Source organism: Thermotoga sp. Cell2, assembly GCF_000789375.1.
GTDB lineage: Bacteria > Thermotogota > Thermotogae > Thermotogales > Thermotogaceae > Thermotoga > Thermotoga petrophila.
Genome location: NZ_CP003409.1, coordinates 1,443,008 through 1,460,026 on the forward strand (window position 1 = coordinate 1,443,008; position 17,019 = coordinate 1,460,026).

13 protein-coding genes and 2 pseudogenes are annotated in these 17,019 nt (G+C 47.6%); 7 read left to right on the forward strand and 8 right to left on the reverse strand.

The features are described from left to right. Positions 1-14 precede the first annotated feature (14 nt). Entirely contained in the window at positions 15-254 is a 240-nt protein-coding gene (locus tag CELL2_RS07520) for a hypothetical protein (RefSeq protein WP_004079921.1), read from the reverse strand. 367 nt (positions 255-621) lie between these two features. On the opposite strand from CELL2_RS07520, the pseudogene CELL2_RS07525 reads away from it, so the two are divergent. Further along, positions 622-891, forward strand: a pseudogene (locus CELL2_RS07525) (hypothetical protein); the annotation flags it as partial. On the opposite strand, the gene CELL2_RS07530 reads toward CELL2_RS07525, so the two are convergent. Further along, the gene (locus CELL2_RS07530; RefSeq protein WP_004079927.1) at positions 882-1,739 is read right to left on the reverse strand and encodes an aldo/keto reductase; all 858 of its coding nucleotides are present in this window, start codon (positions 1,737-1,739) and stop codon (positions 882-884) included. The pseudogene CELL2_RS07525 and the gene CELL2_RS07530 overlap by 10 nt on opposite strands. Positions 1,740-1,851: 112 nt before the next feature. On the opposite strand from CELL2_RS07530, the gene CELL2_RS07535 reads away from it, so the two are divergent. Beyond that, on the forward strand, positions 1,852-2,517 hold the full coding sequence (locus tag CELL2_RS07535) for a viroplasmin family protein (RefSeq protein ID WP_038034387.1): 666 nt from the start codon (positions 1,852-1,854) through the stop codon (positions 2,515-2,517). 164 nt (positions 2,518-2,681) lie between these two features. On the opposite strand, the gene CELL2_RS07540 is transcribed toward CELL2_RS07535, so the two are convergent. Continuing rightward, complete coding sequence (locus CELL2_RS07540; protein ID WP_038034386.1) at positions 2,682-3,413, reverse strand: MBL fold metallo-hydrolase; 732 nt, start codon at positions 3,411-3,413, stop codon at positions 2,682-2,684. Further along, a complete protein-coding gene (locus CELL2_RS07545; protein WP_038034384.1) occupies positions 3,410-5,494 on the reverse strand; it encodes an RND family transporter in 2,085 nt (694 codons plus the stop codon). Before CELL2_RS07545 ends, CELL2_RS07540 begins: the two co-directional genes overlap by 4 nt. Positions 5,495-5,545: 51 nt before the next feature. On the opposite strand from CELL2_RS07545, the gene CELL2_RS07550 reads away from it, so the two are divergent. Next, on the forward strand, positions 5,546-6,169 hold the full coding sequence (locus CELL2_RS07550) for a class I SAM-dependent methyltransferase (RefSeq protein WP_008195328.1): 624 nt from the start codon (positions 5,546-5,548) through the stop codon (positions 6,167-6,169). Here the strand turns inward: CELL2_RS07550 and CELL2_RS07555 are convergent, their stop codons facing one another. Next, entirely contained in the window at positions 6,170-6,517 is a 348-nt protein-coding gene (locus CELL2_RS07555; RefSeq protein WP_011943923.1) for a cupin domain-containing protein, read from the reverse strand. It lies immediately after the preceding gene. 176 nt (positions 6,518-6,693) lie between these two features. On the opposite strand from CELL2_RS07555, the gene metE reads away from it, so the two are divergent. Further along, on the forward strand, positions 6,694-8,895 hold the full coding sequence (gene metE, locus CELL2_RS07560) for a 5-methyltetrahydropteroyltriglutamate--homocysteine S-methyltransferase (protein WP_235231233.1): 2,202 nt from the start codon (positions 6,694-6,696) through the stop codon (positions 8,893-8,895). A 107-nt stretch (positions 8,896-9,002) separates the two neighbouring features. Here metE and bglT read toward each other — a convergent pair. Together bglT and CELL2_RS07570 are read right to left on the reverse strand one after the other, a co-directional pair. Beyond that, positions 9,003-10,251 (reverse strand): annotated as a pseudogene (gene bglT, locus CELL2_RS07565) (6-phospho-beta-glucosidase BglT). After that, positions 10,248-11,207 carry an N-acetylglucosamine kinase gene (locus tag CELL2_RS07570; RefSeq protein ID WP_038034379.1) on the reverse strand — a complete coding sequence of 320 codons (960 nt, stop codon included), beginning with the start codon at positions 11,205-11,207 and terminating at the stop codon, positions 10,248-10,250. Before CELL2_RS07570 ends, bglT begins: the two are co-directional and overlap by 4 nt. 46 nt (positions 11,208-11,253) lie before the next feature. On the opposite strand from CELL2_RS07570, the gene CELL2_RS07575 reads away from it, so the two are divergent. From CELL2_RS07575 to CELL2_RS07585, 3 genes are read left to right on the forward strand one after another with little or no spacing between them, the layout of a single operon-like run. Further along, positions 11,254-11,631, forward strand: a complete 378-nt coding sequence (locus CELL2_RS07575) for a hypothetical protein (protein WP_011943927.1) — start codon at positions 11,254-11,256, stop codon at positions 11,629-11,631. A 3-nt stretch (positions 11,632-11,634) separates the two neighbouring features. Beyond that, on the forward strand, positions 11,635-13,908 hold the full coding sequence (gene mutS2, locus CELL2_RS07580) for an endonuclease MutS2 (protein ID WP_038034377.1): 2,274 nt from the start codon (positions 11,635-11,637) through the stop codon (positions 13,906-13,908). Next, positions 13,905-15,899, forward strand: a complete 1,995-nt coding sequence (locus CELL2_RS07585) for a cell division protein FtsA (protein ID WP_029682997.1) — start codon at positions 13,905-13,907, stop codon at positions 15,897-15,899. The genes mutS2 and CELL2_RS07585 overlap by 4 nt, the downstream gene beginning before the upstream one ends. A gap of 14 nt (positions 15,900-15,913) precedes the next feature. On the opposite strand, the gene CELL2_RS07590 is transcribed toward CELL2_RS07585, so the two are convergent. Beyond that, positions 15,914-17,017, reverse strand: coding sequence for an ABC transporter ATP-binding protein (locus tag CELL2_RS07590; protein WP_011943930.1), 1,104 nt, complete (start codon positions 17,015-17,017; stop codon positions 15,914-15,916). Positions 17,018-17,019 lie beyond the last annotated feature (2 nt).

Genomic DNA, 17,019 nt, shown 5'->3' on the forward strand with positions numbered 1-17,019 from the left:
TCGCTTAAGTACATTCATCCTTTGTCCCCCCTTTCATTCGATATTAGAAGCCTCGCGAGGCTTTTATTAAACCGTAAAATTTGATTTCCAGCCGTTAAATCTTCCGAGTGTGACTTCTCTAGCAGGAGGGTGTGAACAACAGTTTTTTTCCTCACTGTCGTTTGATAATCATCAGAAGGACTGGGAAACACAAGCGTGTATAGGAGAGAGAGCAGAATAACTATTGTGAGAATGATCCTTCTCACGATTTTCATCCCCCTTCCTCATTAGAACAGATCTTTTGTGACCTTTCAAATCTTCCTGGTTTTGAAAAGCCCTTTTTAAAGCGTTCTGCGATAAAGGATTTTCATTGAGATTTCATGTTTTGTGCAATTTCACTCCTAACGTTACACAGCAGTGTGATAAAATAGCGTAAAAATAATAGTTTTGGAGGGAAAGGATTGAAAAGTCATCAACTTTTGAAAGCACCATTTCAGCATGGATTTCTTTTCTCACGACCACTTGTTACATACTGCTTCAAAACATGCCATGATGCATCCTGGAAACATTACATAAGATTTCTGAAATACCGTCATGAAAAGCTTTATGAGGAGGCTCTCTCAGAAATAGATAGCGCAATAGATGAAAAGAAAGAAACTAGAAAGATTCACTTTGAAATACATCGAGATGAAAGAGCCTGACAGAAAATTCCTTGATAGATTTCTGAGGAACTGCGGAAGGTACGATGGAGTGAGGTTTGGGATCAGGCTAAGGAAGCCGGATGTGGTGAGAGAGTTTGCAAAGAGGCACTCTCTCAAGGTTCAGCCCCTGTTTGTTGCCTTCTGGTGTGAAGAGGACGGCAGGGCAAGAAGAAGACTGGTGAGGATATTACACTGGATGACTCAAGAGTGATCGAGTGGGAAAACGGGTGTCAGTTTCTGTGCTTTTTCTTTCAGTATCTGCAGTTCTTCTTCGCTGATTTTTGTTCCCTGATTTTCAACGATTTGACACATCCACCAGAGAAATTCCTGGTGACTTGGACTCACAGCTGCGGTGACGGGCAGTGATAGTGTGAAGCGAAGTGCCATGGATGCTTCTTCGAAATCATCCACAGGATGATACCAGCATTTTTCCCAGCGTTTTTCTTCTCCTTCCTCCAGACGTCTTTTTGCCAGAGCCTTTATTGCCAGAATTCCCATGTTTTTCTCCCGGGCTTTGCTGTAAAGTCTTTTGCCAAATCCTTTTCCCAGCCAGCTTGCCCAGTTCAGTGGAAAAAGTACCGTATCGAAATCGAACCTTTCCAGCATCGAAAGTGCAGCTTCCTCACTGTGAGCAGAAAAACCGATGTACCTTATCAGTCCTTCTTCTTTTGCCTTCAAAAAGGCCTCTATAGCTCCATTCGGTGAAAAGATGGCCTCCACCTCATCGAGCGTGGTCACAGCATGGAACTGATAAAGGTCAAAGTGATCCGTCTGGAGTCTCTTCAGAGATTCGTTCAATTCTTTCCAGGCACCTTCTTTTGTTCTCTCCATCGTTTTACAGGCCAGAAACACCTGGTCTCTGTAAGGCTTCAGCGCTGGGCCAAGTTTTTCCTCGGCGTCTCCGTAGGAAGGAGCAACGTCGAAGTAGTTTATGCCCCTCTCGATCGCTCTGGCAACTATCTTTTTTGCAGATTCCACGGACTCGTTCATCACAACGATTCCGCCGAATCCGACCACAGAGAGCTTTTCACCTGTTTTCCCCAGAACTCTTTTTTCCACGGAAAATCCCCCCTTCAACGACTGGGTCTATTATACATCCAGGACCTTAATTTCTCCAAATTGTATCGATTTTAAATGGACATGGTATAAATGGGTTTGAGAGGTGATGAAGTTGGCAAAAAAATACTACGCTGTAAGAAAAGGAAGAGTTCCCGGGATCTACAAAACCTGGAAAGAGGCGGAAGAACAGGTAAAAGGTTTCCCGGGAGCCGAGTACAAAAGTTTTGAAAGACTGGAAGACGCGAAAGCCTATATGGAAGGAAAGAACGAGTGCATCTGTCCAGAACTGGACACAGAGACGATGATCGCCTACGTCGATGGAAGTTACGATGAGGTGTGCGGATCTGGAATTGTTTTGTGCTATAGAGGAAAAAAGGAAGAATACTACTTCTGGACGAACATCGAGGAGTTCAAAGACTCAAGAAACATCACCGGTGAAATTATGGCGGCACTCTTTGCGATGGATTACGCTCTCAAAAAGGGAGCGAGAAAACTCGTTCTCAGGTACGACCTTGAAGGTCTGGAAAAGTGGGCAACGGAGGAGTACAGGACAAACAAGCTGGTAACGAAGGTGTACAGACACTACTATCGAAAATTCTGTCAGATGGGACTGAAGGTGGTATTCGAAAAGATAAAAAGCCACTCCGGGAACTTCTGCAACGACGAGGCTGACAGTCTGGCAAAGAAAGCCGCTAAAAAAGAATCAAACGTCGAGTGGATGCCGGAGGATTTTGAGAGTATAATAAGAACACTGACTAAAAAAGGAGGATGTTTATGAAAAAAATAGTATAACAGGTGGAACGACCCTGATAGGCCTTGGAATTGGTTTTATTCTTTTCAGATACTCTGTGTTTTACTTTGCTACTGCATTCCTTATAGGAGTTGGCGTTGGATTACTTATCGAATATCTGGTGGAGAGAAAAAAAGATCAATGAGAATTGTTCAGATGTTCTCCGGATCGTACACCAGTACTGCAGAACCGCACGTTACGTAAAGTCCCTTGAAATTCCCGTAAAGGTAGGGTTCACCTCTCAGAGAACCATCTATCACACCTTCGACGGCCTTTATCAGATCGTCCAGATAATCCGGGCCGAAGGGTTTCAGCTGAGTTCCTGTGAGATGCCCGTGGTAGATCTTTTCGAAGCTGTCAGTTTCTTTCAGTTTCTTGAGACTCTTCAGGTATTCCCTTAAAGGGAGACACCCAGGAAGGTGCATCCAGGTGTGTCCTGCCCCCACCGAATCCCCGCTGAAAAGCAGCCTGTTTTCTCTATCGAGGAGAACGATCGAGCCGGGCGTGTGTCCCGGAACTTCTATCACCTCGAGCGTTCTTCCACCGAGATCGAACCTGTCACCTTCTTTCACGTTCAGAAAGTTTTCATAATTCACGTTTATTTTGAACAGTTCTATGATCTGGAAATCCCTGTGGTTGAGGTACACCTTCTCAAATTGATTTGCCTGCATGATATGATCCCAGTGGGCGTGGGTGAGGACAACTTCGACAGGTTTTTCTGTAATGGATCTTATGAAACCTTTCAGGTCACCTTCTCCCATACCAGTGTCTATGAGGAGGGCTTTCTCTTCTCCCACTACAAGGTACATGCTGTCTCCCCTGTAATCTGCGATATGCCACACATTCGGCTCAAGAAGTGTGGCTCTGTATTCATCTTTCCTCATTTTTTCGCCTCCAGGAGTTTTGGAAGAATCACAAGGCTCATGAAAGAACTCACCGTCATGGTCACCCACATGATCGCAACAAGATAGGTGTGGAAGGTGAAAGGAGAGAGTATCAATGCGGAAAGTCCTATAGAGAGTCCGAACGCGTTGGCAAGAACGGGAGTGGACGCTATCCTGACAGTCTTTTCCATGTCACCGTAGTACCTGAACAGTTCCGTCACGTGTATAGCGTAGTCTATTCCCACACCTATCACTATTCCAGCCATGTTCGCGGTGATCAGATTGAGTGGGATCCCGGAAAGCCCCATGAAACCAAAGAGCGACACAAGAGAGATACCAACGGGAACGATCGCTTTCGCAGGATAAAGAAAACTTCTTTGAAACAGCACGAGCAGGAGAAAAACCATGCTGATAGCCAGAAACACAGAAAGTAGTTGCTGAGGTACTATCGAATCGTTCATCTCCTTTATGATGTAAGGAATGCCGGTGACCTGAAAACCGTGTTTCTCTACCACGTTTTCTACCTTCACCAAGATTTCTCTGTCCAGGTCGTTCAGAAAGATAAAAGCCCTTCCCGTGTTTCCGGAGACGAGATTTTCTGTGTACTCGTCTGGAAGGAGTCTTTTCAGTATCAGGGCTCTCGCGAGAATCTTCGGATATCCTTTTTCTTTGAAGAGGCGTTCGTTCAACTTCGAGATGATGTCGTACATCGAAAAGGCATCGAAACCTTCTTTCTTCAGATCTTCCTCCATGGACAGAACCTTCTGTGCGAAGGAAGGATCAAACAGGTTTTCCGACTCGAAAAGAACGTACACAGGAAGCGCCCTCCCGAAGACTTCCTCGATCTTCTTCACATTCTTTCTCACCCGTGTGTAGCTCTTGTAGAGTTTCAGGATGTTGAGATCGGCTTTCAGGAAAAACAGACCGGGAAGAAAGATGAGAACAGAGACGGTTGTGACAACCAAGGCGCGTTTCGAAAGTTTCTGAAAGACGCGAAACACTCCGCTTTCTTTGTTTTTCGGTTCTACCTTCTCTACCCTCGAGAGGATCACGGGGAGGACGATCCAAGTGGAGACACCGGCGAGCCCTATACCGATCGACGCGAGCACTCCCATCTGTTTCATGGACTGAGAGTTCAAAGTGAGAAAAGAGAGAAATCCTGCCATCGTGGTGAGTGTGGTGAGGATCATCGCCCTTCCAACACTCTCGAGAGTATCTTTGATGGCGTTGAACGTACTCTCTCCATCTTTCTTTCGTTCCAAAAAGTGCGAAACGAAGTGAAGCCCATCGGCACTTCCCATGACGATGGTGAATATGGGAACCAGAACCGTGATGATGGAAAGGTTCTGGCCCATCCATCCCATCACGTAGCCAAGCGTCCAGAGGGCGGCGAATCCCGCCGGTATCAAAGATAAAATGGCGTATCTGAACCTTCCAAGTTGTACTCTGAAGACGTTCAGAAGAAGAACAACGGCGAGTGGGGGAAGTGTGAATATCATGAACAGAAGATAGCGAAATATCTGGTCTTCCAGATACTGTGTTCCAGAGAGGTAATGTTCATATCCTGAAAGAGTACTTTCGATTTCATTGGGATTTACACTGTTTCTGGGAAGTATCATGAATAGGGAGTAGTATCCATCTTCCATTTTCCTCACGTTGAGGAAGTCTTTCATGTTTTCAACATAGCTCAGAAAGTCTCTGTACTGCTCTTCGGACATGTTCTTTGTCTCCACCAGTCTGAAGCCAGCGGGAAACTTCTCCGGAATGGGTGGTATGACAGTCTTTACACCTTCAACGGAGGAGAGTTTTTCCTTTATTTCAAAGATCTCATCTATTCCCTCTCTGCTCAGGGGATCGACGTTCGTCTTCACCATCACCACAAGCTGTTCTCCTGTTTTGAAGACGCCGTTCATCTTCTCGTATATCTCTTTCTGACGGGATTTCTGAGGCATCAGAATGGAAAACTCAGTTGTGAAGTGAAGTCTGAAAAGCCCAAAGAGTGCTAAAATGTTCAGTACCAGCACCACCGCGAAGATCTTCTTTCTGTTTTTGAAAACAAAAGAGGTGTACTCTTCGAACAAAGGTGTCACCTCCCGTGGACTTTATTTTATCAGGAAGGACGGTGAAAAAGCATGTGGGATGTCTTTGAACACTTCGTGAACGAGTACGAGGAGTGGTTCTTAAAGCATAAATTCGCCTATCTTTCTGAACTCAAAGCGGTGAAGGCCCTTCTTCCAGAGGGAAGGGGAGTGGAGATAGGAGTTGGTACAGGAAGGTTCGCTGTTCCTTTGAAGATAAAGATCGGGGTGGAACCTTCAAAACGCATGGGAAAGATAGCAAGAAGAAGGGGAATACTGGTGATAGAAGGAACAGCGGAAAATCTGCCACTGAAGGATGAAAGCTTCGACTTTGCACTGATGGTCACCACGATTTGCTTTGTGGATGATCCACTGAGGGCTTTGCAGGAAGCAAAAAGAGTGATCAGAAAAGGAGGACACATTATCGTTGGTATTGTGGGCAGAGAAAGTTTTCTGGGAAGAGAGTACGAAGAAAAGAAGGAAAAGAGCCTCTTCTACAAACGTGCAAGATTCTTCTCCACTGAAGAGATAGTGCACCTAATGAAAATGGTGGGTTTTGGGGACTTCAAAGTGGTTCAGACACTCTTCAACCATCCCTCAAAACTCACCGATGTTGAGCCTGTCTTAAAAGGATACGGCGAAGGGGCTTTTGTGGTGATCGCGGGGCGAAAAAGTTAATCAGAGCAAAACGATTATCGCCAGAAACTCAAGGTCTTTCTCTCCTGTGTTCTCTATGGAATGTGACTCTCCAGAATCTGTGAAACACACGTCTCCTGCCTTTATGGGAACGTCCTTTCCGTTGTCGTGGAAGATGCCTTCTCCGGAGAGGATGTAGTATATCTCGAACTCTCCATCGTGCCTGTGCAGTCTCACAGAAGACCCCGGTGGAAGTTTCATTTTTGCGAAGAGTCTTGCCCTGTTCCTCATGGTTTCTTTGGAAAGAAGGTGTGTCATCTCCACCTCACCCTTTCCGCCGCGCATGTTCGATATCTTTTCAGGGGTGAGTTCAGAAGATTTCACAACCATATTGTTCCCTCCTTCAATGATTTTTCTGATAGTATATCACACATCATGATCTGAGATGACCTGGCCTTTCCCTCGGAAATGTCGGTTCAAATTTTCCTGTCGTTAACCACGTTACACACAACATGTGGTATTATGATTCCAAATCATACAACAAATGGAGGTGAAAGAAATTGAAGGTGTACGCGTTCGGCTTTCCAAAGATAGGTGAGAAAAGAGAGTTCAAGAAAGCACTGGAAGATTTCTGGAAGGGGAAGATCACAGAAAACCAGTTCAAAGAAGAGATGAGCGAACTCAGGATGTACATGGTGGAGAACTACAGAACGAACGTGGACGTTGTTCCTTCGAACGAACTTTCCTACTACGATTTCGTTCTCGACACAGCCATAATGGTGGGGGCAATTCCGGAGCGGTTTGGAAAGTATGAGGGCCTTTCGACTTATTTTGAGATGGCACGTGGAAGAAAAGCCCTTGAGATGACAAAGTACTTCAACACGAACTACCACTACCTTGTTCCCGAGATAGAGAGTGGAAACTTTGAACTCCTTGAAAATATACCTCTTGAAGATTTTCTCTTTTTCAGGTCGATGGGAATTGAAACCGCACCAAGAATACTGGGACCGTTCACCTTCCTCTATCTTTCCAAAAAAGACGGGATGTGGATCAGAGAACCCGGTGAAATGGAAAAACTTTTCACCAGGCTCGTTCCTGTTTACAGGAAAGTTTTTGAAGAACTCGTAGAAAACGGTTGTGGAGAAATCCTCGTGGACGAGCCTGTCTTCGTGTGTGATCTTCAGAAAGACCACTGGAATTTGATAAAAGATGTGTACAGCGAGTTTTCAGGGTTTCCTTTGACGATTTTTACCTATTACGATAGCGTCTCTGACTACGAGTCTTATGTGTCCCTTCCTGTGAAGGGCCTTCACCTGGATTTTGTTTCAAACACAGAAAATCTCAGAAACTTCGAAAAACACGGTTTTCCATCGGACAAGACTCTCATAGCCGGTGTCATAAACGGCCGTCAGCCCTGGAGAGCAAATCTCAAGAAAGTGGCAGAACTTGTGGACAAACTCGGTGCGAGTGCCATCTCGAACTCCTGTCCGCTATTTCACCTTCCCATAACTGCGCAATGGGAAAACAGCCTTCCTGATGGTCTGAGGGAAAAACTTGCCTTCGCAAAGGAAAAACTTGAAGAGCTGAAAGTACTGAAAGAGTTCTTTGAAGGGAAAAAAGTAAATCTTCCAGAGGTTAGTTTCGAAGACTTCGCCGTCGATGAATCAGTTTCTAAAAAGATAAAACAGCTCACACCTGACTCTTTCAGAAGGGAGAAGGAGTATCAGGAGCGTGACAGGATTCAAAGAGAAGAACTGAAACTTCCTCTTTTTCCGACCACAACAATCGGATCTTTCCCTCAGACCAGCGATGTGAGAAAGATGAGGGCAAGGTACAGAAGGGGAGAAATCTCGGAAGAAGAATACGAGTCCTTCATAAAAGAACAGATAAAAAAGGTAGTAAGGATCCAGGAAGAGATAGGGCTCGATGTTCTGGTACACGGTGAGTTCGAAAGAAGCGATATGGTGGAGTTCTTCGCGGAGAGACTGAACGGAATCGCCACCACACAGAACGGCTGGGTTCTTTCTTACGGTTCAAGATGCTACCGCCCACCCATCATATACGGCACGGTTTCAAGGACAGGGCCCATGACGTTGAAAGAAATCACCTACGCACAGTCTCTGACAGAAAAACCCGTCAAGGGAATGCTCACAGGTCCCATCACCATCATGGGCTGGAGTTACTACAGGGAAGACATTCCAGAAGAGGAGATCGCCTACCAGATCGCCCTTGCAATAAACGAGGAGGTGAAAGACCTGGAAAAAGCCGGAATAAAGATCATCCAGATCGATGAACCTGCGTTCAGAGAGAAGGCACCCATCAAAAAGAGCAGATGGCCGGAGTACTTCGAGTGGGCAATAAACGCCTTCAATCTGGCTGCGAATGCAAAGGCTGAGACGCAGATCCATGCCCACATGTGTTACTCTGATTTCAACGAGATAATAGAGTACATCCACAGGCTGGAGTTCGATGTGATAAGCATCGAGGCTTCAAGGAGCAAGGGAGAGATCATCTCAGCCTTTGAAAACTTCAAGGGCTGGAAGAAACAGATTGGTGTTGGTGTCTGGGACATTCACTCTCCCGCTGTTCCCTCCGTTGATGAAATGAAGAGTATAATAGAAAGAGTCCTCAGGATACTTCCGAAGGAACTGATATGGGTGAACCCCGACTGTGGCCTTAAAACAAGAAACTGGGAAGAGGTCGTACCCTCTTTGAAAAACATGGTGGACCTTGCAAAGAAGTTGAGGAAGGAGTATAATAACACTTGAACGGACAGAAGATGAAAATACCTACTTGACAAATCGGAGTAACATGTGGTATAATATACGTTGGCCGACCAAAAACAGGAGGGGGAATTTCCCCCTCCTTTGTTTTTTTACTCCAGTTTCACGTATTCTCTGTTCGCCTCCAGTATCTCTTCGAGAAGGTCTTTTGCGTCCTCCACATCGGGTCCGAGGGGATGGGAGAGCAAAGCCTTCAGGGCGAGTTTTTTCGATCTCTTCAGATACGCTTCTATCGTAAGGCGCTCGTACATTTTCACAGCATGGATGAACGAGAGGGCAAAGAGATCTCCCTTTCCCTGAGAGATCGAAAGTGCCCTGCCAGACCTCACGTAGCATGGAATCTCGAGAACATAATCGTTGGGGAGATTTTCGATCGATCCGTTGTTCCTCGTGTTCACTATGTGTATCTTCCCTTCATCGGTTTCGAGGTCTCTTATCAGGTGAGCCGCCGCAGTGGAATACATGCTGCCACCGCGCTTTGTGAGTTCTTCCGGTATCTCGGTAGCGGTTCTGTACTTCTCGAAGAGTTCTTTCTCTATCTTCATCACTTCCCTTGCTCTGAGCTCGTGCGAGGAGATCTTTTTGAACATCTTTTTCTCCATCAAATAATATCTCAGGTAAGGATTCACGATGATCCTCACCGAGTCGTAAAACCACGCCGGGAAATCTTCGTCTGGTATGTTGGAGAGCCTCAGCTTCAGGTTCTCGAAGACCTTTTCCGTCACGTCTTCACCTTTTACAAAGACCTTCTCTATGAAGCTCAGATGGTTGAGGCCGTAGTACTTCAGGAACACGTCTTCGAGCTCTGCTGAGAAGATCTCTGCGATCTCCCGGATGAAGTTTATGGGAACGTTGCAAAGGCCTATGAATTTTTCGTATTCGAGGTAGTTTCTCACGAACTCCGTGATGTGGCCGGATGGGTTGGTGAAGTTTACGATGGTCGCGTTCGATGTTTTTCTCACGGTATCAACGTACTCTTCTATTATGGGAAACGCCCTCAAAGCCGCCGAAAATCCCCCCACCCCCCGTTGTTTCCTGTCCGATGAGGCCGTACTTCAGCGGTATGCCCTCGTCTTTTTCCCTTCCCTTCAACCCTCCTGGTCTGAATTGAAAGATCACGTACTTTGCATCCATCACCGCGTCTTTGAAACTCTCGGCGATCAGTACCCTGAACCTGTCCTTCACGAGCCTTTTCACAAAATCAACGACGATTTTCTGCTTTTCTTCGTCGATGTCGTAGAAGATCACCTCGTCGATGCGAACATCCTCGGAGATGTCGAGAAGTCCCTTCACCAGCTCCGGGGTGTAACTGCTTCCACCACCTATCACCGCAATTCTCATCTCTTCACCTCCTTCAGGTAGTTCTTCACCAGCCTGTTGTAGAGTTTTTCCGTCACCTCGATTCCAGAACGCTCCATGGCAAACAGTACCGCACCGATCACTGGATCGTGCTCCGGGATTGTGACTTCGTATTCCTTTCCGACGGCACTTTCTATCATCTTTATGAGAAGGGAAGGAGCGTTCTTGAAGAAGCTTCCCTCCAGGATCAGCCTGATGGGTGGTGTGAAGTTGAGGGATTTTCTGTGGGCGTCGACGATCTTTTTCACTTCGGTCACGATGTCGTTGAATATTCTGAGAGAAACAGTATCTCCACTTTCGGCACACCTGAAGAGGATCTGGTTTACCTTTTTAACAATCTCGCTGGTGTCTCCACCTTCGTAATCGTACCTCAGAAGAGTTTCGACCGGCCCGATCTCTTTTTCAACCTCGTCAACGAGAACCGTCCAGTCGTCCCTTCCGTCTTTTGCCCTCACAACGGCGGATGTCACAAGGGAAGCGATGTAGTGAGAGCCAAGTCTTTCACCGAGGGAGAAAGAGAGCCCTCCTATTCTGTTCACCCTCTTTCCATCGGATGCGTACGAGATACTGCCCGTTCCGCAGCTCACCATGATGCCAATGTCGTCGAAAACCCCCGATCTCAGGGCGGTCCTTCCGTCGTTGTCGAAGTCGAATTTTTCAAGACCGAGCTTTTCCAGTATTTCTCTCACAATCTTCATCTCGTAGTCGAAGTCCGCTCCCGCGTATCCGAAGAAGGCAAAATCGATCTCTTCTCTGGTCTTTCCTGCCTTGTTCAGGATACCTTCGATCACATCTTTGAGATTCCTGACAGCGCTTTCCTTTCCAACGACCTGATAGTTCGCTCCTTTTCCTCTGTGAACAGCCAGAACGTTTCCCTGTTCATCGCTGAGGACGGCCTGTGTTTTCGTTCCCCCCACATCCACTCCGAGAAAGAGCAATCTCTTCACCTCCCCATCATAGTATAATCGTTTCGGGGTGGAAAACATGAAAAAAATCATTCTCGCTCTGCTTGTGATCGTCTCCGTTCAGATGATGGGAGACGTCTTTGTGAGCTTTTCCTACGATTTTTCGGAAAGAGAAACCGTGTCGTCCGTGGGCATGGACACTGGAGAGTTCACAGCGGGAGTGGAACTCTGGGGCTTTTCCTCCATCTGTTTCTTCGTCGGTGCTGTGAGGAATCTGGATCTGGGGGATTTCATGTTTACCCTTGAGACAAGGGTAGGCTTTTCTTTAAAACCCTATCTTGCCGTCGTCAATTTTTTCTGGAAAAAGCATGAAGGAGTAAAATGGGGATTTGGTTATTCAATAACGCTGAAGGACTCGAGCATCAGATTTCCTCTGTTCGTGAGACTGGGGTGGTGAAGAGTGGATTATCTCGAATCACTCGATTTTCCAAAAGTTGTGGAGATAGTAAAGAAATACGCGCTCTCTGACCTGGGAAGAAAACATCTGGACACTCTCAAACCGACGGTGAATCCGTGGGACGAGCTCGAACTCGTGGAGGAGCTTCTGAACTATTTTGCCAGGTGGGGAGAGCCTCCCATAAAGGGATTGAACGATATCTCTCAGGAAGTGGAGAGGGTGAAGTCCGGTTCAGCCTTGGAACCATGGGAACTTCTTCGCGTTTCCGTGTTTCTCGAAGGCTGTGACATCCTGAAGAAGGACTTCGAAAAGCGTGAATACAGCAGGCTCAAAGAGACCTTCTCCAGACTCAGCTCCTTCAGAGATTTCGTGGAAGAGGTGAACAGGTGCATAGAACAGGATGGAGAGATCTCGGACCGTGCGAGTCCCAGATTGAGGGAGATCAGAACGGAAAAGAAGCGTCTTTCCAGCGAGATAAAGAGAAAGGCCGATGATTTCGTCAGGACGCACTCTCAGATCCTTCAGGAACAGATGTACGTTTACAGGGATGGAAGGTATCTCTTCCCCGTGAAGGCTTCCATGAGGAACGCAGTGAGGGGAATCGTTCACCATCTCTCCTCTTCCGGTGCCACCGTCTTTCTGGAGCCCGACGAGTTCGTCGAACTGAACAACAAAGTGCGTCTTTTAGAAGAGGAGGAAAGGCTGGAGATCAGCAGGATCCTGAGACAGCTGACGAACATACTCCTTTCCAGGCTCAACGACCTTGAGAGGAACGTGGAACTCATAGCGCGTTTCGACTCCCTCTACGCGAGGGTGAAGTTCGCAAGAGAGTTCAACAGAACCGTCGTGAAACCTTCTTCGCGGATAAGACTTGTCAACGCAAGACATCCGTTGATACCAAAGGAGAGAGTCGTTCCAATAAATCTTGAGCTTCCACCCAACAAAAGAGGTTTCATCATAACGGGTCCAAACATGGGCGGAAAGACCGTGACTGTGAAAACCGTTGGTCTTTTTACCGCCCTCATGATGAGTGGCTTCCCTCTCCCCTGTGATGAAGGAACGGAGCTGAAGGTCTTTCCAAAGATCATGGCGGACATCGGTGAGGAGCAGAGCATAGAACAGAGCCTCAGCACCTTCTCGTCGCACATGAAGAAGATCGTGGAGATCGTGAAGAATGCAGACAGCGATTCACTGGTCATCCTCGACGAGCTGGGCTCGGGGACGGATCCGGTGGAAGGAGCCGCCCTTGCCGTCGCGATAATAGAGGATCTTCTGGAAAAAGGAGCAACGATCTTTGTAACCACACACCTCACACCTGTGAAGGTCTTCGCCATGAACCATCCTCTGCTCTTGAACGCCTCCATGGAGTTCGATCCGGAAACCCTCTCACCAACTTACAGGGTTCTGGTTGGAGTTCCAGGAGGTTCTCACGCTTTCCAGATAGCAGAAAAGTTGGGACTCGACAAACGTATAATCGAAAACGCCAGATCGAGACTCTCTCGGGAGGAGATGGAACTCGAGGGACTCATAAGGTCTCTCCACGAGAAGATCTCGCTTCTTGAAGAGGAGAAGAGAAAACTCCAGAAAGAACGCGAAGAGTACATGAAACTGAGGGAGAAGTACGAGGAAGATTACAAAAAGCTGAGGAGGATGAAGATAGAAGAGTTCGACAAAGAGCTGAGGGAGCTCAACGATTACATCAGAAAGGTCAAGAAGGAACTCGATCAGGCGATACACGTGGCAAAAACTGGCAGCGTTGACGAGATGAGAGAAGCGGTGAAGACGATAGAGAAAGAGAAGAAAGATCTGGAGCAAAAGAGAATCGAAGAAGCGACCGAAGAAGAAATAAAACCCGGAGATCACGTGAAAATGGAAGGTGGAACCTCTGTGGGGAAGGTCGTTGAGGTGAAAAGTGGCACCGCCCTTGTTGACTTTGGCTTTCTCAGATTGAAGGTGCCCGTTTCGAAACTGAAAAAGGTTAAAAAGGAGGAGAAGGAAGAATCTTCAGCGGTCTCTTACAGGCCTTCGAGCTTCAGAACGGAAATAGACATAAGGGGTATGACGGTTGAAGAAGCGGAGCCGGTTGTGAAGAAGTTCATCGATGACCTGATGATGAACGGCATCAGCAAGGGATACATAATACACGGAAAGGGCACCGGAAAGCTCGCATCTGGAGTATGGGAAATACTGAGAAAGGACAAAAGAGTGGTTTCTTTCAGATTCGGAACACCTTCTGAGGGGGGAACGGGTGTCACGGTGGTGGAGGTGAAAGTGTGATCTTCGCTCTCGATGTGGGTACCAGAAAGATAGCGGGTTTGATCGTCGTCGAGGAGAAAGGTACGATCAGAATCGTGGATTCTGAACTGATAGAACACAAAACACGCACGATGTTCGACGGTCAGGTTCACGATGTGCTCGGAGTGGCGGAAACGGTGAAAGAGGTGAAAGAAAGACTCGAGTCGAGGAACGAAATCGAACTGAAAGAGGTGGCTGTGGCCCTCGCGGGAAGGTTCCTGAAAACTCAAGTAGGTGAGGCGGAGCTGGATTTTTCCAAGACCGGACACATCACCCGCGAAGACGTTATGAAGCTTGAAATAGAAGCGGTGACTAAAGCGCAGGAAAGTGTGGAAGAGGACTTCTTCTGTGTGGGATACTCCGTCGTCGAGTACAGACTCGACGGAATGTGGATGAAAAAGCTTGAGGGACACAGAGGCGGGAAGGCTTATGTTAAGGTGGTCTCTGCTTTCCTTCCCGTTCACGTTGTGGATTCCCTGATGAGGGTTCTGGAGACTGTGGGACTCACTCCGGTTCACGTGACGCTGGAGCCGATAGCGGCGATGGATCTGACCGTCCCGGAGGATCTCAGGTATCTGAACATAGCTCTCGTCGATGTGGGCGCGGGAACGAGCGACATAGCCATCTCGAAGGAAGGAACGGTGGTGGCCTACGGAATGATTCCCATGGCGGGTGACGAGATAACGGAAGCCATAGGAAAGAAATTTCTGCTCGACTTTCAGACGGCGGAACACGTGAAGAGAACCGTTTTTTCGGAAGAAAGAGTGAAGGTGAAGAATATACTGGACAGAGAAATCGAGTTGAACGCTCAGGAGGTCTCCGAAGCGATAAAGCCTGTGGTGGATCAGATCACAACGGAGATCTCAACGGTCGTGACAGAGCTGAACGGTGGAGCCCCCTCTGTTGTGATGGTGGTCGGCGGCGGCGCGAAGGTACCGGGTTTTGTGGAAAGTCTTGCCAGGAAGATGGATCTTCCTCTTGACAGGGTATCTCTGAAGAGTGTAGAAAGCACCGGTCTTGTTGAGGATCTCACCGGAAAGGTCAAAGGAAGCGAGTACATTACTCCTGTGGGAATCGCTTACAGTGCCATGAGAAACAGGGGATCCGTTTTCTCTCAGGTCTTCGTGAACGGGGTTCCTGTGAAGCTCATGGGAGGAGTGGGCAGGTACTCGGTCATGCAGGTGCTCATACAGGCGGGATACAGGTTCTCCTCGCTCGTAGGTGGAGAGATGATTTCCTTTGAACTAAACGGAAAAACTCTCTTGAGGCCAAAGAGAAGAACCTCCGTGAAGATTCTCGTGAACGGCGAAGAGGCGAATCTCTCCTCCAGAGTGAAGCACGGTGACAGGATAGATATTCAAACCGAAGAGGAGAAAACTCCACTGAGAATAAAGGACCTTGTGAAACCTGTGAAAGTGAAACTTCCCGATGGAGAAGTGGAGGAGATCTTCCCGGAGATCGTGAAGAACGGAACGCCAGTACCACCCGATGCGGCCGTAGAAGAAGGAGATGTGATAAGCTTTCCGGAAAAGATAAAGGTCTCCGAGATAAAGTCAAAGATCTCCTACGGAAAGACAAGGATCGTGGTGAACGGCGAAGAGAAATGGATCTCCCTCGTGAATTTTGATCTTCTCAAAGGGGGAGTTCCTTTGAAAGACGATAAAGAAGTTCCGCTCGGAGAAGAGATCGACCTCGTTGAAAAGGGAAGGAAAACACTGGAGGAAGCACTTGAAGTTCCCCACATCACCGTCACGTTCAACGGCGAATTGAAGAAAATCCCTTTGAAAATCCTCCACAGGATAGACGAAGAAAGAGTGGAACTGAAAGACTTCAAACCCATGGTGATAGACCTTCTCAAGGATTTGAAGCTGGACGGGCTCAAGGACTACGAGCTTCTCAAAAACGGAAGGAGAGCCATGTTCACTGAACTGCTCGAGGATGGGGACGTGATCGAGTTCAAAGTAAAAAAGTGAGGGGGCCGGCCCCCTCAGATAATAGCCTTCTCCGTTTCTTTATCGAAGGCGTGCATTCTCGTCATGTCGAGTACCAGATCGATTTTCTGTTCTTCTTTTGCCTGAGTCCTCGGGTTGACGGATGCCACAATCAAGTCATCTCCGACTTTCACGTGGAGAATGGTTTCACTTCCGAGAGGTTCGACCACATCCACAACACCTGTGATCGTGTTCTCTGGAGTTGGTGCCAGTGCGAAGAGCTTGTCGTAGATGTCTTCAGGTCTGATACCGAAGATGATCTCCTTGTCGATGTAGTTTGCGAGTTTGTCTTCGAATTCCTTCGGCACCTTCACTTTGAAGCCAGATGCCTGGATCCAGAGACCGCCTTCTCCTCTCACGACTCTCGCGTTGATGAAGTTCATTGGAGGACTACCAATGAATCCGGCAACGAAGACGTTCGCTGGAGAGTTGTATATTTCGTGTGGGGTTCCTATCTGCTGAATCTCTCCGTCCTTCATGACGACGATCTTGTCAGCCATCGTCATCGCTTCCACCTGGTCGTGTGTCACGTAGATGATCGTTGCCTGGAGTCTGTGGTGGAGCTTCTTGAGTTCGCTTCTCATCTGTACCCTGAGTTTCGCGTCGAGGTTGGAGAGCGGTTCGTCGAAGAGGAAAACCTTCGGATTTCTCACGATGGCTCTTCCAACGGCAACCCTCTGCCTCTGACCACCTGAGAGCTGTCTCGGTTTTCTGTCGAGCAGGTTTTCTATTCCGAGGATCTTCGCAGCTTCACGTACTCTTCTGTCGATTTCGTCCTTTGGATACTTTCTCAGCTTCAAACCGAAGGCCATGTTTTCGTAGACGGTCATGTGCGGGTACAGAGCATAATTTTGGAACACCATGGCGATGTCCCTGTCTTTTGGTTCGACGTCGTTCACAACTTTGCCGTCGATGTAGATCTTTCCATCTGTGATCTCCTCCAGTCCTGCGATCATTCTCAGAGTGGTCGTTTTTCCACAGCCGGATGGTCCAAGGAGAACCACGAACTCCTTGTCTTCGACGACGAGATTCGCGTTTTTCACAGCGACGACTTTGTTTTCGTAGACCTTGGTGACGTTTTCAAGGACAACCTGAGCCATTC